17 protein-coding genes are annotated in these 19,329 nt (G+C 44.8%); 13 read left to right on the top strand and 4 right to left on the bottom strand.

What is annotated here, in order from left to right; all coding sequences use genetic code 11:
- Nucleotides 1–142: 142 nt before the first annotated feature.
- Together PCH02S_RS03495 and PCH02S_RS03490 are read left to right on the top strand one after the other, a co-directional pair.
- Nucleotides 143–2,128: a stalk domain-containing protein gene (locus PCH02S_RS03495; RefSeq protein WP_127450123.1), complete on the top strand. Its 1,986-nt coding sequence runs from the start codon at nt 143–145 to the stop codon at nt 2,126–2,128.
- Nucleotides 2,129–2,611: 483 nt separating this feature from the next.
- On the top strand, nt 2,612–4,363 hold the full coding sequence (locus PCH02S_RS03490) for a sensor histidine kinase (protein WP_127450121.1): 1,752 nt from the start codon (nt 2,612–2,614) through the stop codon (nt 4,361–4,363).
- Nucleotides 4,364–4,414: 51 nt separating this feature from the next.
- On the opposite strand, the gene PCH02S_RS03485 is transcribed toward PCH02S_RS03490, so the two are convergent.
- Nucleotides 4,415–4,924, bottom strand: a complete 510-nt coding sequence (locus tag PCH02S_RS03485; protein ID WP_127450119.1) for a metal-dependent hydrolase — start codon at nt 4,922–4,924, stop codon at nt 4,415–4,417.
- A 300-nt stretch (nt 4,925–5,224) separates the two neighbouring features.
- On the opposite strand from PCH02S_RS03485, the gene PCH02S_RS03480 reads away from it, so the two are divergent.
- The 7 genes from PCH02S_RS03480 to PCH02S_RS03450 all read left to right on the top strand — a co-directional run bounded on the left by PCH02S_RS03480 (nt 5,225) and on the right by PCH02S_RS03450 (nt 11,734).
- Entirely contained in the window at nt 5,225–5,494 is a 270-nt protein-coding gene (locus PCH02S_RS03480) for a late competence development ComFB family protein (RefSeq protein WP_127450117.1), read from the top strand.
- A 228-nt stretch (nt 5,495–5,722) separates the two neighbouring features.
- Nucleotides 5,723–6,754 (top strand): BMP family lipoprotein, encoded by a 1,032-nt coding sequence (locus PCH02S_RS03475; RefSeq protein WP_127450115.1) that lies wholly within the window; start codon nt 5,723–5,725, stop codon nt 6,752–6,754.
- Between the two features lie 90 nt (nt 6,755–6,844).
- A complete protein-coding gene (locus PCH02S_RS03470; RefSeq protein ID WP_127450113.1) occupies nt 6,845–8,344 on the top strand; it encodes an ABC transporter ATP-binding protein in 1,500 nt (499 codons plus the stop codon).
- Complete coding sequence (locus PCH02S_RS03465; protein ID WP_127450111.1) at nt 8,337–9,404, top strand: ABC transporter permease; 1,068 nt, start codon at nt 8,337–8,339, stop codon at nt 9,402–9,404. Before PCH02S_RS03470 ends, PCH02S_RS03465 begins: the two co-directional genes overlap by 8 nt.
- Nucleotides 9,388–10,311 carry an ABC transporter permease gene (locus tag PCH02S_RS03460; RefSeq protein ID WP_127450109.1) on the top strand — a complete coding sequence of 308 codons (924 nt, stop codon included), beginning with the start codon at nt 9,388–9,390 and terminating at the stop codon, nt 10,309–10,311. Before PCH02S_RS03465 ends, PCH02S_RS03460 begins: the two co-directional genes overlap by 17 nt.
- 21 nt (nt 10,312–10,332) lie before the next feature.
- Nucleotides 10,333–11,010, top strand: a complete 678-nt coding sequence (locus PCH02S_RS03455; RefSeq protein ID WP_127450107.1) for a sulfite oxidase-like oxidoreductase — start codon at nt 10,333–10,335, stop codon at nt 11,008–11,010.
- A 1-nt stretch (nt 11,011) separates the two neighbouring features.
- On the top strand, nt 11,012–11,734 hold the full coding sequence (locus tag PCH02S_RS03450) for a nucleoside phosphorylase (RefSeq protein ID WP_127450105.1): 723 nt from the start codon (nt 11,012–11,014) through the stop codon (nt 11,732–11,734).
- A 109-nt stretch (nt 11,735–11,843) separates the two neighbouring features.
- Here the strand turns inward: PCH02S_RS03450 and PCH02S_RS03445 are convergent, their stop codons facing one another.
- Nucleotides 11,844–12,491, bottom strand: coding sequence for a response regulator transcription factor (locus tag PCH02S_RS03445; RefSeq protein ID WP_127450103.1), 648 nt, complete (start codon nt 12,489–12,491; stop codon nt 11,844–11,846).
- The gene (locus tag PCH02S_RS03440) at nt 12,488–14,812 is read right to left on the bottom strand and encodes a sensor histidine kinase (protein WP_127450101.1); all 2,325 of its coding nucleotides are present in this window, start codon (nt 14,810–14,812) and stop codon (nt 12,488–12,490) included. The genes PCH02S_RS03445 and PCH02S_RS03440 overlap by 4 nt, the downstream gene beginning before the upstream one ends.
- A 74-nt stretch (nt 14,813–14,886) precedes the next feature.
- Between PCH02S_RS03440 and PCH02S_RS03435 the strand changes: the two genes are divergently transcribed.
- The 4 genes from PCH02S_RS03435 to PCH02S_RS03425 all read left to right on the top strand — a co-directional run bounded on the left by PCH02S_RS03435 (nt 14,887) and on the right by PCH02S_RS03425 (nt 17,764).
- Nucleotides 14,887–15,072, top strand: coding sequence for a hypothetical protein (locus PCH02S_RS03435; protein ID WP_127450099.1), 186 nt, complete (start codon nt 14,887–14,889; stop codon nt 15,070–15,072).
- 224 nt (nt 15,073–15,296) lie between these two features.
- A complete protein-coding gene (locus tag PCH02S_RS35545; protein ID WP_157321945.1) occupies nt 15,297–15,467 on the top strand; it encodes a hypothetical protein in 171 nt (56 codons plus the stop codon).
- On the top strand, nt 15,457–15,831 hold the full coding sequence (locus tag PCH02S_RS03430) for a hypothetical protein (RefSeq protein ID WP_127450097.1): 375 nt from the start codon (nt 15,457–15,459) through the stop codon (nt 15,829–15,831). Before PCH02S_RS35545 ends, PCH02S_RS03430 begins: the two co-directional genes overlap by 11 nt.
- Nucleotides 15,832–15,997: 166 nt before the next feature.
- A complete protein-coding gene (locus PCH02S_RS03425) occupies nt 15,998–17,764 on the top strand; it encodes a methyl-accepting chemotaxis protein (RefSeq protein ID WP_127450095.1) in 1,767 nt (588 codons plus the stop codon).
- A 55-nt stretch (nt 17,765–17,819) separates the two neighbouring features.
- Here PCH02S_RS03425 and PCH02S_RS03420 read toward each other — a convergent pair whose 3' ends face one another.
- On the bottom strand, nt 17,820–19,037 hold the full coding sequence (locus PCH02S_RS03420) for a PASTA domain-containing protein (RefSeq protein ID WP_164819421.1): 1,218 nt from the start codon (nt 19,035–19,037) through the stop codon (nt 17,820–17,822).
- Nucleotides 19,038–19,329: the final 292 nt, after the last annotated feature.

Genomic DNA, 19,329 nt, shown 5'->3' with positions numbered 1-19,329 from the left:
CTCATGTATTCGATACTTGTTATAGTACTAAAGTAGCGAGGTCAAGTAAAGTAATCGTAAAAAAGCAACTTATTAACCAGGAGAACGTCTAAGTTGTGGAAGTATTTTCCTTTAAATAAAATGCGGAAGCGGTGAGTTTACGATGATGAAAATAAAGCTGTACACATTCACGGTTATTGCAGCAGCGATGGGTTTGGCTGGCTATGTGTCCCAAGCGGCTGCGGATACAATCTATGGAGGTTCTTTTGCTCCAGAGGGGCTTCGATTCCCGGCCGAGATAGAACTGCTAGCTGACACACCTTATTACGCTGCGGCGGATACGTACAACACGAATCCTGAAGGAACATTTGCTCCGCAGACCGTGCATGTACTGGAAACCGAAAGCGGCTGGTCGATCGGCGAGGCGACTTGGAAAATCGAAACCATGTTCGGACCTCGTTGGATCAGGCCAAAACCTTGGGAAATTGAGATTGCACCGCCTAAGCGGATCACGCTTTTAGATGAAACACCGCTTTATCGCAGTCCAAGCACGAAAAGTGATCCTGTCGCCGCTTTATCTCCCCAAGAGGTGGAAGTGACAGATGCTGAAAAGATGTGGTTCTATACCAACGATCCCAACCGCAAATCTTGGATTAAGGTGCATACAAATTGGTTAGGCGATCTTTGGGCGTTTATTCCAATTAATCAAATTGGCACTGTTCACGACGTTCAGAGCAAAGCACATTATAATAATCTTCCCGTAAAAAGCGACCTTGGCGCGGCAATGGGTATAGATCAGCAGTTGATGGACTGGTCTTCGACGACAGCCGGAGATTTCACGATTATCCATGAATTTACAACGATATATGATCGCGCTTTCGAAGTTCAAACCGATCAAGGGACAGTCTGGACGCGGGACAAAGGTGTGACCATTCTTCCGGCAGATGAAACACTGAAAATTGCGCGAGAGACGCCGTTATTCCCTACTGTTTTCGCGGGGTTGGCGAAAGTTGATGCGGTGCTTAAAGACGAGACGGTCATTGCTTTTGAGAAAATCGTAGAACCTTTATGGACGGGTAGAGGTCCATACGAAATTTGGCATAACAGCACCTGGTATCATGTGCGTTCCTCGAAGGGAACAGGATGGATTAACAAGCTGGTCGGAGACCCGGATTCTGCCGTACCTGTGCACTGGAAGATGTTGGTTAAGGATGCAAGAGAACTGTCGCAATATCCGGAAGTGCCGTTTAACGACACGACATTGCTGCTGCGCAATCAGACAGTGGAAGTGACAGAGGCTTGGAATCCGCCGAATGGCGGATCTATGTGGCTGAAAGTACACGTTGATAACCGATCGGGGTGGATTCCATTTTGGAACGGTACGCAGGATACACTGTGGGATGAGGATTCTCAAACGATAGCTCATGTTGCCAAGACGGAGACCAATGGTGTGAATATTCTATCGACTGGCACTGGAGATTTACAGCTTAACACGGGTGTAAGGATAGGCTACACGGACAAAGGCCAATCTTATTTAAACGTGAACCAGCTGGCCGATCTGTATCACTATGAAGTAAGCACCGCTTCGGGTAAGAATGAGATTACGCTTACCAAGGGCGATTACTCCTTCGATTTGCAAGCAAATCAAGCCAGTGCTGTTGTGCATTGGCAAGAAGAGGCAGGCGGGAACGTGCCTCTGGATAAGCCTGCTCAGCTTATAGAGGGAGGCTGGTATATAAATTTAAAAGATGTGCTGGCGCTCTTTGGGTTAACGCAAGTAGTTGCCGGAAATGAGTACAGTTTGTTTGAGAAAAATTATACCGTAATTGCCGAAAACATTCCGCCAAGTGTGAAGAGCGGACGGCTGGAACTACAGGCATTCGTGAATGACTGGACCAGCAGGGAAGATTACGATGCCGGGCAAATGCCGCTTCAACTGAGCATCGAAGAGGGAGAAGACCGCGGAGGAATCGAGCATAATTCCGTGAACAAAGGAATTGTGAATCAGCCGGATCAAAGTTCAAGTGTTGCCCTGTTTAGCTTGAAAACATCACGTCCGTTAGCTATGGGGACACATCAAGTCGATGTTGTCTTGCGCATAGGCGAAAGAATCATTTGGAAGAAAAGTGCTGAGATAGCGGCTAAGTAACCTAAACATGCAACCTAGTTCCTGAGGGTTGCATTCTCTTTTTGGCAGCTTGAGAGGAACTACAGTCAGCTATTTCGGAGAAAAGCGGTGTTTTGGCGGCGCGAGAGGAACTACAGGGCAACTATTTCTTTGCGTTTGGCTGTTTTATAGCCAAAAGAGAAGAAATAGCGTCCCCTGGTTCCCCGGCGCAAGTGAGAAGGTGCTTTTTCAAAGAAGTAGCGCCCTGTAGTTCCGTTTCCGTGAGGAAGAAACCAACGAGAAATCCCCCCTCTAGTTCCCATCCTGTTTCTTGGTAATTTTCCCTATCTTACCAACGGTTTATAAACCGCAATATTAATTGATAGACAAGGCTTTCCTATCCTACTATACTACTGAAAGGGACAACTAATTTCGGATAGTGTCGAAAAAAGTTTTACATAAGTTTTACATAGTGTCGACTTTGTAATATTCATTTTACAAAATATAGAAAGTGTGAACATCTTCATGAGAATAAACTCCAAAGTCATCTACATCACCTTAATTATCGTTATTCTGTTGCTGGTGACGAATAATACCTCTTATTACTGGTATACGAAATCACTGTTAACGGAAGCCTTATCGATGAGGATGGAGTCGACGGCCAACCAAATCCGCACATCCATTGAACTGTCAGAGGAAGGATCCTTCTTCGTGGAAGATTTAGTTGGAGAAAAGCTGCGCGCTGTCGCACTTTTCGCCGCGAGCAAGCTTGATCCGGATGCCGATAAAGTATCCAATGAACAACTGGTTCAACTCGCCAAACAAGCGGGGGTCGACGGCTTCTCGCTGATGAAGCGCAGTGGTGTTGGAAACGATATCATGGTCGCCAAATCATCGGAACCCAAAGAACTTCAAATCAAAAGCACAATCCCTTTCGGCTATTGGTTTACGGCCTTTGATCAATTAATGACAAATTACCAGGTCTCGATTCCTGAAGGTCAGAAACTGCCGAATTTCTGGTCCGGCATTTACGAGGTTCCTGCTTCGGGCTCCAGCAATGTAAGTAAATTTGGGTACTATTACGACGGTTCGACCAATTATATTATTTGTGTGTTTGTGAACGCCGATAAAATTCAGCGGTTTAAAGAAATCGTCGGTGCAGACACTGTTGTAAAGAAAACGCTTGCGGCTAATCAGGATATTTTGGAGATTTCGGGCCTGCATGGGGTTACGTTCGGCTCTAAGCCAATTGAGTACAAAGGCAATGACGGCACATCTTTCATTTCGGTGTATGATCGGCCGCTGCTGTTCGGTTCGTACAACATTACGAATGACAAAGATTTGAAGTATTACAAAGAGGCCATCCAAAATAATAAACCGGTTAGCGTTGTAGAGAGTTGGAATGGGAAACCGATTCTCAAAACGTTTATGTACGTCCCTGTCAAGAACAAACTGACCGAAATTCAGCGAGAAGTTCCTTATGTCATTTCCATTACGTCGGATTATCAATCGATTCAAGAGACTTTAAACAAACAGCTCGTTCAGCTTATGCTTGTCGTTGTTCTGTTTACGGTTTGCAGCTGCATCTTTATTTATTTTGTCTTCCGATTTATTACCAAAAGCCGTGAAACCGCGGTTCAATCCACACAAGAAATGTACATTCAAAATGTGGATTTGATGTTTGCTACGATTCGCAGCCAGCGGCATGACTTCTTAAATCATGTGCAGACTATGTACGCGCTGCTTGCAAATGGCAAAAAAGAAGACCAGATGAAGTACATGAAAGAGTTGCTGGAAGAAATCAATGAAGTGAACGATATTATTCGTATTGGCCATCCGGCGATCGCCGCTTTGATTCAAGCGAAGTTTGCGCTTGCTATGCGGACGAAAATTGATTTTACTTATGAGTTTACAGGCCTTGATGGCTTAGCTTTAGGGGTAAAATCCGTTGATCTCGTGAAAATTATCGGAAATTTGATTGATAATGCTTTTGACGAGGTGAATAAATTCCCGCCAGGTGAACGGGAGGTCATTGTGAACGGATGGTCGGAGTCGAATCAAGTGACGATCTCTGTTTCCAACCCTGTGCTGCCGGATTTCCAAGTAGAGGACTACAATCAAATGTTTTCGATCGGCTACAGTACCAAAGGTGACGGCGAGCATCAAGGATTAGGCTTGTCGGTCGTGAAGGAGCGGATTGAGCACTACAAAGGGACAATCGAAGTATGTGTGGAGGATGGCTGGATTTGCTTTAAGATATCCATTCCTATGCAGTAAATGTAAAGCCCCTTCCTTTTCTGTTTCAAGCAGAGAAGAAGGGGCTTTTATTTATTTTAGTAGCATGGGATATACATAAAGCATAAAAGGGATCAGTAGGGTGACGGCCAAAAGCAGCCAACGGAATACGGTTTCGCTAGTAGATCCCGTATCAATTGCGATGAATTTCGGCAATAAACGAATTTTCATCGGGAGCGGCCAGAATAGTTGAATGCCTCGTTCGTTGAGCAAATCAATAAGCGGATGCGATGCATAAGCGACGATGAAAACCCAGAAGTACAAGGGCGACATCGGCAATGAGATCATCATTAGCAGGAGGATAAAGACAATCGAATGGGTTAGCGTCCGATGCTTGACCTTCAGAATGCGAAGCAGGGCAGATAACGGGAATAGAACCTTGGCCATCGTCGAGCCTGGCTTGTCGACATCGGCCAGTGTTCCTGCCAAGCAGCCCAACAGAAGAGCTCCTGCCGTGTCCCATGAGAAAAAGCTTACATGTTGCGAAGCGAGTACGAGTTCTGCCGAGATGAAACCGGCAATACTGTGTGTTTTTTGCAGCATAAGTTAACCCCTAAGTCTAATTTATTTATAACTGTATAGCATTCGAAGCAGGAACGTATTTTCAGTCGGAATCCGCTCACACCAAGCATATGCAACAAACAGCGTATCACATTCTAGTGAATGTTGTGGTCATTTCTTTGAAATTGGGATGAGAAATAGGGGATTAGGGTGCTTGGAACTAGGAGAAGTTACCTACCAAGAGTCAATAATGATGGGTTAACTAGTCTATAAGCACTTTTTGAATATAGGTTTATACGTTATAATAGACATATAGTTGAAATAGTGAAGGAGCTAACTCCGATGCCAGTCTTTAATGCGATGGAAACGATCGTCGTCAATATGTTTGATGAGTTTCAGAAAAATTACGAATTGAAATGCGATTGTAATAAGTGTAAAGATGATATGCTAGCACTTGCTTTAAACAAAATCCCGCCTAGATACACGTCAAGTGAAAAGGGCGCATTGTTTGTTAAAGGCATATACATTAACCCGCAATTGCAATCCGATGTTATGCGTGAATTAATGGAAGCTGCGAATATTGTGGCCGATCATCAGCATCACGAAGTCTAGTTACATACAAAATTTGAACAGAGCTAGTCTCCATCTGAGGAGGCTGGCTTTTTTATATAGCATGTCATTCGACAATATAGTATAATTATCGACGAGTTTCGTATATTTCTAACATAATTCGTTAACATTTGTCGAGCAAAAAAATACTTTGACTAAATCCGAGTTATTTAGTAGGATATACAAAAGAATGTTGTACATAAAATTTCATCATTAAGGGGAGAGATACACATGAAAAAAGCTTTAATTTCTATGTTTGCTGTTACAATATTGCTAACTGGCTGCGCAACTGCAAAAACAGACACAGCAGCACCGGCTGCGGAAGCAACGAAAGCTGCTACAGCTAAGTCAGATAAGAAAGTCATTCTGATCACACCGGAGAAAATTGGTTTGAACCCATTTTTCGCCCAAGAGGATGAAGGGGTTAAGAAAGCTGGACAAGAGTTTGGCATTACGGTTAAAACAGTAGAATCCACAGATGCAAGCGCCATTGAACAAAATTTACGCGCTGCCGTTGCCGATAACTATGATCTCATCATCACCAGCTCTTTCGAGTCCGAAGATGCTCTTAAGAAAGTAGCTGCTGAGAATCCGAAGAAATCCTTTGCCATTATTGATACGGTTGTCGATCTTCCGAACGTTCGCAGTGTAGTTTTCCGTGAGCATGAAGCTTCCTACTTGCTGGGTGCGGCAGCTGGTCTTGCTACTAAGAAAAATGTCGTAGGTATGGTTGCGGCACTTGATATCCCACTGATCAAGAAGTACACCGTTGGCTTCCAAGAAGGTTTGAAAGCAACGAATCCTAATGCTAAATTCATCGTTAACTACGTAGGCAGCTTCACGGATCCAGCCAAAGCAAAAGAATTAGCATTAACGCAATTCTCACAAGGTGCTGATTTCATCGCTGCCGCTTCTGCTGTTGGTGACCTGGGCGTATTCGAGGCTGCGAAAGAAAAAGGCTTCTTCACATCGGGACAAGATATTGACCGTACAGTAACGGATCCACAGCATATCGTCCTTTCACAACTAAAAGGAACAGATGCCGTAGCTTACCAAACGGTGAAAGACTTCGTAAACGGCTCGTTTAAATTCGGTTCCGTCGATTACGGTTTGAAAGAAGACGGCGTTGGTCTTACTTTCGTAACCAAAGACAGCAAATCTACGCTTAGTCCTTTCATTGGACAAGACGTTGTTACGAAAGTTAAAGCGATCCGCGATGATATCGTTTCCGGCAAAGTGAAAGTTGAAAATCCAGTTAAATAATTAGCACGATCATTTCATATCGACCATGGGAACTGTTTACGGAGACGTAAACAGTTTCCTCATGTCTAGACAGAGGAGCGAAAAACCGTTATGCTGCTTCAAATGCGTCAAATTACGAAAACGTATGGCAATTTAACAGCGAATTCAAATGTTGATTTTTCGCTGCGTCAAGGTGAGATTCATGCATTAGTCGGGGAAAATGGAGCTGGAAAAACAACGCTAATGCGTATTTTGTACGGCATGGAGCAGCCAACGGCAGGCGACATTCTTTTGAATGGCAAAGAAGTGGCCTTCTCGAATCCTACGGATGCGATCCGTCATCGAATCGGCATGGTGCATCAACATTTCATGCTTTTTCCCTCTTTTACAGTGGCTGAAAATATTGTTATTGGGAATGAACCTAAGTCAGGGCTCAAATTTGACCGAAAAAAAGCCGTCAAGCAAGTTGAGGCATTGTGCGCGCAATATCGGCTGCCGATTGACCCGAACAAGAAAGTGGCGGATATTCCGCTTGGCATGCAGCAGCGTGTGGAAATTTTGAAGGTACTGTATCAGGGTGCTGACGTTATTATTTTGGATGAGCCTACAGGGGTATTGACGCCGCTTGAGGCGAAGGAACTCCTCGTTATTATGAGAAACTTGGCCAACCAAGGGAAAAGCTTTATTATCATCACGCACAAGCTGCATGAAGTGATGGAAATTGCTGACCGGGTTACGGTGCTGCGTGATGGGAAAGTAACAGGAGAGCTGGATGCAGGAGCAACCAATGTCGAGGAGTTATCCAAGCTAATGGTGGGCAGAGATCTGCTTCCTACGAACAAAAGTGATGTGAGACTTGGTGAAACCGTTCTACAGGTCAAGGATGTCTCGATCATGGGGGGCAAAGGCAAACCCGTCCTGGATAAAGTCAGCTTTCATGTCAAAGCTGGAGAAATCGTGGGTATCGCAGGTATTTCAGGGAATGGTCAATCCGAGCTGATTCAAGCTATTTCCGGTCTGCAATTTATTGACCATGGGGAGATTCGATTGCTTGGCGACAATCTGAAAGGACGTTCTGTGCGGGAAATCAGAGACATTGGTCTTTCCCATGTTCCGGAGGATCGTTATCAATGGGGAGCAGCGAAAGAGGGCACCGTCTTGGAAAATGGCACGATGGGCCATCACAGAACCACCAGCCGTAAAGGGTTTTTACAGGGGAAAGAATTGCGGCAAATGGTGGACGGCTTCATTCAGCAATTTCAGATTAAAGCAGGCTCGCAGGATGCGAAAGTGAAGTATCTGTCTGGCGGTAATCTGCAGAAGCTGATCGTAGCCAGAGAAATTGCGCAGAAGCAACCCTTTCTTATTGCAGCAGAGCCCACTCGTGGCGTCGATATTGGCGCGATGGAGCTTATTCACGAAGAATTGCTTCGCAAACGTGACGAGCAAGGCGCAATATTATTAGTTTCCTCGGAGCTAACAGAAATTCTCAAGCTTTCAGATCGTATTATCGTCATGTATGAAGGACGAATCGCAGGTGAGATTTCTGCCGAGAACGCAACGGAGGAGCAGATTAGCTTGTGGATGGCGGGAGGAGTTTCTCATGCTTAAAAGTCGTTTCCCAATAAGCGCTTGGGTCCAACCGCTGCTTGCCGTCATCATCGGCTTAATCGGCGGTGCGATTGCCATCTCATTGATTGGCGGATCCGTTATTGATACTTATGCACAGATGTGGAAGGGTGCTTTCGGCAATTTCTTTTTCATAACGAATACGCTGACCCGAGCCACACCGCTGATTCTCGTAGGTTTAGGCGTATCGATTGCTTTCCGTGCAGGTTTTTTCAACATGGGATCGGAAGGTCAAATGATTCTGGGCGCATTATCCAGCGCAATGATCGCTATTTATTTGCCTGGGCCAGCCTTATTTAAATTGTTGGCAGCTATACTCGGCGGAATTATTGCCGGCGGCATTTGGTCGGCTTTTGCAGGTTGGCTGGACGCCAAGTTCAGAATGAACTTGATCATTACAACACTGCTGATGAATTACATAGCTGCTTTATTTGCAGGCTATATGGTTGCCTATCCTTTTAAGGATAAAACAGGATCAGCCGCTCTGGCTCAAACGATGATGATTGAGAAAGGGGTCTGGCTGCCCAAACTATTTCAAGGGATGAGCATTCACGGCGGATTTATTATTGCGATTGCGCTCGCGGTTCTCCTGTATCTGTTTGTTAAATATACGGTTGCCGGTTATGAAATTCGGATGTTAGGATATAATCCGCTTTTTGCCGGATATGGAGGCGTCAACAGAGGGAAAGTCATGCTGGCCAGTATGTTTGCCAGTGGCGGGTTTGCCGGGTTAGCCGGCGCAATCGAAGTTCTTGGCATGCAATATCGATACACAGATGGGATGATAACGAACCCTGGTTACGCCTGGTCCGGCATCATGGCAACACTGCTTTCAGGAGCTCATCCGCTAGGTACGGCAATTGCGGCCGTTCTGCTTGCAGCTTTGCAAACTGGAGGTATGGGGGTTGAACGGAACACGAGCATCCCTTTAGAGATTTCAAGTGTTATTCAGTCTTTGCTTATCTTGTTCGTGACTGCGAAATTCAGCTACACCCTTTGGAAACGACGGAAAGGAGGCAAGGGCGATGCAGCATCTTCTTGATGTATCCTTATTCAGTTCAATGATTCGGATGGTGGCTCCGATTCTGCTTGCGGCACTCGGCGGGGCGATTTGTTCCAGAGTCGGCTTGTTTAACGTAGGTTTGGAAGGTTTCGTGTTAGTCGGCGCATTCTCGGCGATTGTGGGCAATTTTTACACAGGAAATGTATGGGCTGCTGTTCTTATTGCCGTTGCGGTTACGATGCTCTTTTCCTTGATATTTGCTTATATCAGTATTCATTTGCAAGCGAATGTCATCGTTGTCGGTATCTCGTTTAACTTCCTGGCGTTGGGTTTGACTGCGTTTAGCTTACGAGCAATTTTTCACGTCAAAGGCGCTTTCTATGATAAAAATATGATTGGATTGCCGAAATGGGATATTCCGTTTATTAAAGATATTCCCGTCGTTGGCGACATTATTTCCGGTCATTCGCCGCTTGTATATTTGGCCTTTATCCTTGTATTTGTCCTTCAGTATTTTCTGTTCAAGTCTGTTCTGGGATTCCGATTGGTCGCGGTTGGCGAAAATCCGGTTGCCAGCAAAAGCATCGGAATCAAGGTAAATCGGATGCAGTACTTGGCGGTTCTTATCTGCGGAGTGCTCTGTGGACTCGCTGGCGCTCAGCTTTCGCTGGGGCAGGTGACGATGTTTACGGAAGGCATGACGGCGGGAAGAGGATTTATTGCTCTGGTCGCAACGATGTTAGGCCAAGCGAATCCAATCGGTGTCATGGCATCAAGTTTGCTTTTTGGATTGATGGATGCGTTCAGTATCCGATTGCAGGGCTTCTCCCTGCCTACTCATTTTACACAAATGCTGCCTTACGTCGTGACTTTGCTGGCGATGCTTTTCTTCCGGAGAAGCAATTATTTGGCTGATGCACAGAAAGCGAATGGCAGTTCCCGATAAGGAAGAAAAGGAGGATGACAGATGAACAAAGATAGCAAAGCAGAGCGCATCAAGCGAATGAATATTCCAGCTGTAGATGTTCCGCAGGAGATTGCAGACAGAGTTCCACCTGGACAGGCTGTCACAGAGAGATTTCCGATTCTTCACGAAGGTGAAGTGCCGAAATACGATATGTCCACATGGTCGCTGCGTGTGTTCGGTGAGGTTGCGGAGGAGAAGTCGTTTAGCTATGAAGAATTGCTTGCATTACCTCGGACACAAGTCGTCTGCGACATTCATTGCGTGACGCGTTGGTCTAAGCTGGATACGGTTTGGGAAGGCGTGCTCTTCCGAGATTTCCTTAAGCTTATCAACGTTAAGCCAGAAGGTAAGTATGTTATGCTGCATGCTGATAATGAATATGAAACGAACGTTCCGCTCACAGACCTTATGGGAGATCACATTTTGCTGGCCATGAGCTATGACGGCAAACCGCTTACGCCTAAGCATGGTTGGCCGCTTCGTCTGCTCGTACCGCATTTATATTTCTGGAAAAGCGCCAAATGGATTCAGGGTATCGAATTCATGAAGGAAGACCGTGAAGGATTCTGGGAGCGCAATGGTTTCCATAATGTTGCAGACCCGTTTCAAGAGCAACGATTCTCTGGGGAAGCGATTCCGATTCCGGAAGACGAGTGGGTTAGAAAGGAGTTCGATTAAATTGAAATTATCCATTTTACAGGTAAATATAGAGGATTTGAGTCCATACGCGATTGTTTGCGGGGATCCTTTCCGAGCAGAAGCTATCGCGCGCAAGTTGGACAATGTTCGCGAGCTGGCTTTTAGCAGAGAATACCGGACTTTCGTTGGTGAAGCGTCTGGCGTAGCGATTACCGTTGTCAGCCATGGCGTTGGATCGCCAGGAGCTGCTGTATGCTTTGAAGAGTTGATCAAAGGCGGCGTAAAGACGTTGATTCGTGTTGGAACCGCAGGCTCTTACTCGGCAGAAGTCCCTCCGGGGAGCTTGGTCGTGAGCACGGCGGCGGTTCGGGAAGATGGCTTGACCCGTCAGTTAGTACCGCTAGGCTTCCCGGCAGTAGCCGACTCAGATGTTGTACGGGCACTATTTGAAGCTGCAAGCGAGACAGATGGTCTTGTGAAAAAGGGAATTACCGTCACGTTGGATGCCTTTTTCCAAGGCGTGGAGGAATTCCCCCATCGGAAATACAAGCAGGCGGGCGCCTTGGCTGTTGAGATGGAAATCTCTGCGTTATACGTCATTGCAGCACTCCGCGGAGTGCGGGCAGGCGCGATAGTCGCATTGGATGGTTACGCAGATGCGGATCTTAGAGAAGTATATGACCCACATACAGATGTGGTTTCTGGTGCTGTTGAGCGGGAGATTAATGCTGCTATACGTGCTATAGTCAAATTGAACCAGTAAGATGTACAAAATAGAAAAGAGGTCAATCAGCGTTAGCTGTTTGACCTCTTTTTGCTACTGCGTCTGACTTATCTGTGCTGTCAGCCGCTCGGCGGAAGCATCCCTTTCCTTACCTGCGGTTAACATCGAAAATGTGCTTGAACTGATTGAATTTATCCACCGCTTGCGCACGGGATTTGACGCCTAATTTCTCGTAGATTTTGCGAACATAATTATCGACCGTACGTTTGCTCATATGTACTTCATCCGCCATTTGTTCATTGGTTAAGCCTTGAACAATCATTGTCATCATATTCACTTCATCATCGTCCAATAAATCCGTCTGGTGCAAATTCCCGCTCGATACTCTCATCTTGTGGAACACAGGAACAGGTACAACTGTAAAGTTCTCCATCAACAGAGTGACCAAGCTCTTGATGAGCGTCCCGCTGGACTCCTTAGAGATGACCGCGCTAACCTCCAGCCCTATCAAATGGTTATAGAGATGTGATAATTCGATACCGGAGAAGATAACGAGATGTGTCGTTGGATATTTACCTTTAATGATTTTGGCAACTTCATCTCCGTACTGATCCGGCAAATTAAAATCCAGAAATACAATATCCGGCACATGCAAGTCCACGAGTTCCAAGCATTGTTTGGCATTGCCTGCAATCCCGACAATTTGCACGCCGTCAATTTGTTTGAGCGTACTGGAAGTTGCCTCAGCCATTAATGGGTGATCATCTACGATTAAAATTTTTGATTGCTTGTTCATGCAGTACTTCCTTCCTGAGTAGGTATGGGTATCCGAATGGTGAGTTCAACGCCGCTTCCCCGATCGGAGAGAAGCTCAAGATGTCCACTCAAATGTAAGACACGGCTTTTCATCTGTTCTAGTCCAAAGCTGGTGTTGGCAATAGTTCGTAGTCTTTTGTCCTTAGCGACTGCCTGCGGGTCAATGCCAACCCCATCATCCCGATAAAATAAACACAAGTTATTATCAGCGACAGCCAATTTAATGATGACTTTGGAGGCGTTTGAGTGTTTCTTGGCATTGTGCATAAGTTCTTGAAAGATACGGAATATATGCTTTTTAATATCAATATCGAGCCTTTCAATGATCAACGCGCCATCCACGTGGAATTGCGTTTCATATTCGTTTAAGCCAATATCCAGATCCAATGTTGCTTGTATGGTTTGAATTAACCCAATATTTTGAAGCAAATGAGGATTTAATTCAAAGCAGCTTTGACGCAAGCTTTCATTAACCAGATCCAGGTGTTTGATCGCTTGAACCACTTGTTGTTGATCTTCGTTATTATTGATAAAGGAAATTAATCTTCTACGTACTAATAAAATGTCCTGCATCGTCGTGTCATGCAGATCCGTAGCAAGCCTGTATCGTTCTTGTTCCTGTAGTTCAAAAAGCGATTTGCGAAGCCAAACAACGTCCTGTCCGGCCTCCTCATTCGGAATTTGCGAAGCCAGATCATGCAATTTAACCGTTAATTTACGGATCAGATAGATGTTTTCCAAGCTTACCGCCAAATAAGAAATGATCAGGCTTAACCACTGGCGTTCCTCCAGACTTAGCAGTGTGTTGGTTTTTTTTCTTGCTGTGACTAAGTAGCAGGAGTACTCTTCGTTTTGATTAATAACAAAAATAGAATACTTCGAGTCATCCAATCGATTTTCACGCAAGTACTGTTCGATTTCGTTTAAATCCAAAACGCCCTCGCCAATGGTTTCCATGGAATGCGGGTATTGAAAAACGATGGCCCCACCGTAGACGTTGAGAGTACTTACGATATCTACCAGAATAATATCTTTTAATTCGCGAAAACTCGTAATGGTCCGCAAGTTTCTTGCAATTTTCTTAAGGGCAAGCTGCAAGTAAAACTTTTTGGGAAACATGATGGCATCCAGCTTTGTGACAAAATATTCAAGTACATAAAGCAAAAAGGAAATGGTTGTTAAAATAAATAAGAAGCTTAACGACATGTTTTTCACAGTGACTTCATTGCTAAAGATCAAAGCGATCATGAGCACGATTAATGTGGTTGGCACCATCGAAATAAGCGACGTGTATAGAATGCGGCGAAGCAAGATATGAATATCAAACAATTGCTTGGTGACGATGATATAAGTAAACGATAATGGAAAGAACACGACAAAGTATCCTGTATAAAGCGATTTAACGAGCGGCGCTCCTGTGAACAAAATGGGCAGGAAAGATAGAAAAGCTAACGGCGCAGTCGAAATAAAGAGGGCGAACCAGACAAGCTTGATAATGGCCTGTATGGAAGAATTCTCCCGTCGATATTTGAAAAACACATAAAATAATAATCCGATATTCAGTAAGAATCCGCACAAAAATAAAAGTAGGACACAGCGATAGTCTAATATATAAAACTTATATGTGTCCAGCGGCGTGAAATAGATGCATCTTCCAATAAAAGTGAGAAACATGAAGCTATAGACATATTTCAAATACGCGGTTGGCAGTGAGACACCGCTTTTTTCTTTGAAAAATAAAGTTAGAAAATGAACGAAGACAAATGGCATGATCATCACAAGATTACTGATCAGCACTTTCGCCAAACTATCTCCGCGAGCGGAAGGGGGGATGCACATGAAAATGATGCCTACAATGAGAAAAACAAGCGATAGCAGACGAGCTGATTTGGAATGGGGAATTTTCCACAAGATCATAAAGGAAACACAAAGACAAATAATTTCTCCGAACAAAGAGATAAAGTCGAAAGCAGGTTGAACAATCTGTTCTAATGAAATCGTTATTTGCCGGTCATTCCTGGCGATGGTAATCGTATCCGCTTGCTCGATCGTGGCCCATTTTTGGACAATGTTGTTTTCGTTAGGGGCTTTTCCGTTTACAGCAATAATTTTGTCGCCAACTTGAAGTTCCAGCTCCAGTCGGATGTTGTCATCTTGAAACGATTTGATATGCCATTCCATAAGTTCATTTCGTTGTAGTTGAATTCCGAAGAATGTGTACTGAAAGGTGACGAATAAAAACCAGATCTGCAAGCCTACTAAACAAAAAGATAGAAGAATTTTAAATAATTTGTGATTCAATCACTATATCTTCCTCTCATTCACTGCTATAATAGCAGTTGTTACTTAATTTGGGTGAATTAGGGGGTATGTGTATGATCAGTGCAACATGGTCACCGGATTTATCAACAACCATTGCTTCTTTGAAAAAGTTGGGTTTGAGCGAAAGATTGTCCGCACTTCAAGGTCTGACTGGTGTTTCGGGTAACGAAAAACAGGCAATTATGAAAACGTTTACCAATTCTAGAAAAAATGAACCGAAAGAAGAATTTTGGTTCTAGTTCATGAACATCGTTACTTAATTTTACCAAATCTCTCAAAAAGATTGCAATTAGATTTTTAAAATCTAGCTGCTATCTTTTTTTTTGCGCAAAAAAATGTGCGTTTATTTGAGAAACGGAGGTGTATTTACGAAAATAATTATTGCGCTGATATTTAGAGCGCTTCGATATATGATGTAAGTAGATGATTTTCCAAAATCATGTAAATAAGGAGGGATTTCATAATGAATAACGAACAGTTTGAATTTATGTTTGATACGGTGTTAACGGATGTTGTTAAACAAACTTACAGCACGCTTTCCCTGCCCTCAAAAGAACAAATCCAAATTTCCATGAAAAAGATGATGGATATGATCGAAGCGAATCACCGGTGGAATACTGGGAATGAGCGATAAGAAGATGAATCGGTGGAGTACTTACGAACCTTTGGCTGCTGAGCTTGGCGGTAAACAAATCGCCGATCTCGTCGTAACCGGTCATGCTCATTCCCGATTTGGCGAGCGTGTTACGCATGAAAAAGCGAATCTCGAAGAGGTTAACTTATTTGTACGGAAGAAGCTTGAAGATGAGCGAATTAAGCCTAGTAACCGCAACGAACCGACGATGTTTATCATTGATGATGATGTAGAGATGGTGGCTGAATTTGAGCTGATGGAAGAAAATGAGTTTCGAGCGGGCCATTCGCGGTATAAAATGATTGTCGTTACCTTCCTAGGACGCTTGTCTGATAACAGTGAATATACGGATTTACAATCTTAATATAAATTTCAAAATGGTTGGACAGAGCAATTCTGTCTGATCATTTTTATTTTATAAGGACCTTTGAACTAAAATCGTGTTCATAGAAGAAGGATTTTCCATGTCATTGTCGAAAATCATTGTCGAAAACAATCGAAATAGATGTTGAGGATAAGGGGAATATCATATGTTACATAGTGTTCGATGGTTCAGAAAACACCTGGCAGTTCGTATTGTAGCCGCTGTTATGATAGTTGTTTTGGCACTGTCCGCCGGCTATATCACCATGGAATTCCGCAATGCCAAACATGCGGGGAAGGAAGCGATATCCAGTTACGGTATTCGGCTTTCAGATAGCTATACCAAAGGAATGGATATTGGCCAAATCGAACAATTTTTGAAAGACCCCAAGGAAGATGATCTCTATTGGCAGATAAGACAGCAGCTGGATACATACCGTACGCAAATCGGAGCGCTATATGTCTATTTGGTTCGTTTCGATGACCAGCACAAACCTCTCATTATGATCGATGGACAGCCTAAGGGGTCGGACGTCGCATCTCCCATCAATGAGGAGACGGACATCGCGGCAACGGAAGTTGAAACACTGTTGAAAGGCTTTTCGGCAAGCTCGGCGATTATCGATAATCCGAAATACGGGAAATACATTTCAACCTATACGCCTGTGAAAAATGCCGAGGGCAAAGTGATTGCTGTTCTTGGCATTGATACGGAGGCGGGCGTAACGGAGCAAATTTCCTCCAGTGTTATCAAAAGCAATCTGCCGATTTATGGATTGATGCTTGTTCTCACCATACTTGGACTTGGACTTGTTACGCTCGTAGTCACCCGTGCCCTTCGTCCTTTGCAGTGGATTGGGGCAGGTGCGGAGAGCATAGCAAAAGGAGACTTCTTAAGCGCAAGGAAGCAACTAGCTGCTAATCCGGTTCGCTCTATCGATGAAATCGGAGCGGTATACCGCGCAATGATGAAGATGTCCAACGACATTAATGATATGCTGCGAACGATTGTATCGCAGGTCTCGCATACGTCGGAGCAGTTTGTAGTGACCACGCAGCATTTCAATGTGCAAGCTCACCGTTTGCTGGAGATGAATACGAATGTGAATACATCCCTCCAAGTGGTGGCTGACGGCGCTAATACCGTACAGTTCAGCACCAACGAGAGCGCTCGGTCCATGGAAGAAATGGCGACGGCTATTCACCGCATATCCGAGGCTTCCTTGACCGTTGCCGATGCATCCAACAACGCGCTGCAAAGCGCGCAATCGGGGCAATCGATCGTTCAGAACATGAACGGGCAATTCGTGACGATTACGACAGCTACGCAAGAAGCGCTCGATCGTGCGGCCTCCCTTCGCGGCCACTCGAAAGAGATCGGTATTGCCTTATCCGCCATTTCCGATATCTCGGAGCAAACGAAATTGTTGGCCTTGAACGCGTCGATCGAAGCCGCAAGAGCTGGCGAACATGGAGCGGGCTTCGCGGTCGTAGCCGGAGAAGTGCGTAAACTGGCGGATCATGCTGCGGAGTCGGCGAAGCTGATCGCGTCCTTATTGCAAAATATTCATCGCGAGACTGAGCGTATGGGAGAGGCGATGGAAGCAGGTCGGAGCGAAATTCAAACGGGCGCTGATCTTTCCAGAAAAGCCGAAGACTTTTTCCGTCACATTGTGGAACAATTCCGCTTTGTTTCCCACCAGATCCAGGAGATATCTTCGGTAACGGAAGAAATGTCTGCGGGTTCTGAGGAAGTTGCAGCTTCCGTTGTCGATATTGCGCATATTGCGAAATCATCATCGGACGGCACAACGAACATCCATAAGCTGACCCATGAGCAGCTCAAAATAGCGCAAGAAATTGCTGATTCGGCAGATGCGTTAAGTGGGCTTACAGATGAAATGCGTAAATCTATCGATCAAATCAAGGTATAGTTGAATGAGAAACAGCCTCTCTGGATGAGAGGCTGTTTTTATTTCTTCCTACCTTTTACTGGCTTTGCTTGCTCACCCAGAACGTTACACTATCGCCCTGGAATCCTTTGGTCCCAGGCTGAGGGTCTTGCTTAAAGACCGTGCCGTCGGGAGAAGTGCTTGCTTCAATGACAAAATTATAACGCAGTCTTAAAGCTAGGGCTTCTTGTTCAGCATCAGCAAGAGCTTTCCCAAGCAGATTGGGGATCTCTACCTCCACTGGCTGCTTATTGGCATCCCCAACAGTTTTCGTTGGTACAGGCGTGGGGGTTGGGGTACTTGCCTGTGGAGTTGGCGTAGCGGTCTGCACAGGCGTATTAACAACAGGCTGCTTCTTCTCTGAAGAAGGCCAAAGGATCCAACCAGCAATAGCCACAACGAACACGGCAGATGCTCCGATACCAACTTTACGTAGCCGGTTCTTTGTGTAACTTTGCTCGGTTTCTTCTTCTTCCTCGACATCCTCTTCCTCGTGGGCGACCACCTGCGCCTTCTGGGATCGGGATGGGCGATGAATGGGTGCAGCGAAAGCTTCTTCCTTGAAGCTGGAAGGCTGTAAGCTGCGCAAACCAAATACGAAGGAGGATAGGGAAGCTTGGCCTTGACAGATGAGCTTCACAAGCTTGATAAGGGCAGCTTTCTGCTCGGGAGTAGCCGAAGGGATAGGTGTACGCTCTAACTGCGTATGGATCACTTCAAATGGGGTTGTACTCGGCTGCGTGCCGCTAAAGAGCTGAAGCATCAAGCGGCAGAGCCCAATCGCGCCTTGTGCCTGCGCATCCCCCTCGTCCCAATAATTGATAACAGTAAGCTTAAGATGATCATCTAGCCACAGGTTTTCGGCGGCTACGGAGAATCCGGTAATCCGTTCCTCCAAAGCATCAAGCAAGGAGACTCCCAGATCTGCGATCATCGTAATGATTTGATGGAATGTCCACGGTTGTTTATGGATGACGCGAGAAAATAATGCTCCTGGCTTAGCTTGTAAAATAATGGTTACAGAATCTTCTTCTACGGAAGTGTCCAGAATATGCTGAAAACCGTCATGGATGAAAGCAGCCTTGTGATGAAGAGTTCGCATATAATCTGCGCCAATCTGTCCGGGAACAAGCTTTATGTTATAAAGAAGAACTTTACGAGTCAGAAATACATCTTCTCCATCATGAAGAGTGCCCTGAGGTAAACTGATGATCCGGGTTCCCGGTATGTATCGTGTACCCATCTTGTTATGCATGGAATATCCATCCTCTCTTGATGGCATCATATGAGCATTGCCTATATTATATATGATTCGGTGAGATATAGGAATTTTGGTATCTTGTTTGCTTCAATAACAATAGAAAAGCGAATTTTTTAGTTAAAGATTATGATGATCGTTCGGAATAGGCGGGGTGAAAATAGGAGTAAAGTCGAGTTAAGATCCAGAGGTGAAGCTAATTCCTTCATAGACTTTACTGTACACCTTTTTGCTTGGTTTTGGAACAAGGCTTTAGCAAATTAAACGAGATTTTTATATTTCATAGCTT

It is taken from the genome of Paenibacillus chondroitinus NBRC 15376, assembly GCF_004000765.1.
Taxonomy (GTDB): Bacteria; Bacillota; Bacilli; order Paenibacillales; family NBRC-103111; genus Paenibacillus_E; species Paenibacillus_E chondroitinus.
The sequence above is the reverse complement of the archived record's forward strand: the minus strand, read 5'-3'. Positions and strand labels throughout refer to the sequence as shown.

What these genes read in the sequence shown, in the direction of transcription:
- PCH02S_RS03460 (WP_127450109.1), top strand. Translation starts at nt 9,388, where the DNA reads ATGCAGCATCTTCTTGATGTATCCTTATTCAGTTCAATGATTCGGATG.
- PCH02S_RS03465 (WP_127450111.1), top strand. Translation starts at nt 8,337, where the DNA reads ATGCTTAAAAGTCGTTTCCCAATAAGCGCTTGGGTCCAACCGCTGCTT.
- PCH02S_RS03425 (WP_127450095.1), top strand. Translation starts at nt 15,998, where the DNA reads ATGTTACATAGTGTTCGATGGTTCAGAAAACACCTGGCAGTTCGTATT.
- PCH02S_RS03495 (WP_127450123.1), top strand. Translation starts at nt 143, where the DNA reads ATGATGAAAATAAAGCTGTACACATTCACGGTTATTGCAGCAGCGATG.
- PCH02S_RS03485 (WP_127450119.1), bottom strand. Translation starts at nt 4,924, where the DNA reads ATGCTGCAAAAAACACACAGTATTGCCGGTTTCATCTCGGCAGAACTC.
- PCH02S_RS03475 (WP_127450115.1), top strand. Translation starts at nt 5,723, where the DNA reads ATGAAAAAAGCTTTAATTTCTATGTTTGCTGTTACAATATTGCTAACT.
- PCH02S_RS03420 (WP_164819421.1), bottom strand. Translation starts at nt 19,037, where the DNA reads ATGCATAACAAGATGGGTACACGATACATACCGGGAACCCGGATCATC.
- PCH02S_RS03435 (WP_127450099.1), top strand. Translation starts at nt 14,887, where the DNA reads ATGATCAGTGCAACATGGTCACCGGATTTATCAACAACCATTGCTTCT.
- PCH02S_RS03455 (WP_127450107.1), top strand. Translation starts at nt 10,333, where the DNA reads ATGAACAAAGATAGCAAAGCAGAGCGCATCAAGCGAATGAATATTCCA.
- PCH02S_RS35545 (WP_157321945.1), top strand. Translation starts at nt 15,297, where the DNA reads ATGAATAACGAACAGTTTGAATTTATGTTTGATACGGTGTTAACGGAT.
- PCH02S_RS03480 (WP_127450117.1), top strand. Translation starts at nt 5,225, where the DNA reads ATGCCAGTCTTTAATGCGATGGAAACGATCGTCGTCAATATGTTTGAT.
- PCH02S_RS03470 (WP_127450113.1), top strand. Translation starts at nt 6,845, where the DNA reads ATGCTGCTTCAAATGCGTCAAATTACGAAAACGTATGGCAATTTAACA.
- PCH02S_RS03445 (WP_127450103.1), bottom strand. Translation starts at nt 12,491, where the DNA reads ATGAACAAGCAATCAAAAATTTTAATCGTAGATGATCACCCATTAATG.
- PCH02S_RS03430 (WP_127450097.1), top strand. Translation starts at nt 15,457, where the DNA reads ATGAGCGATAAGAAGATGAATCGGTGGAGTACTTACGAACCTTTGGCT.
- PCH02S_RS03490 (WP_127450121.1), top strand. Translation starts at nt 2,612, where the DNA reads ATGAGAATAAACTCCAAAGTCATCTACATCACCTTAATTATCGTTATT.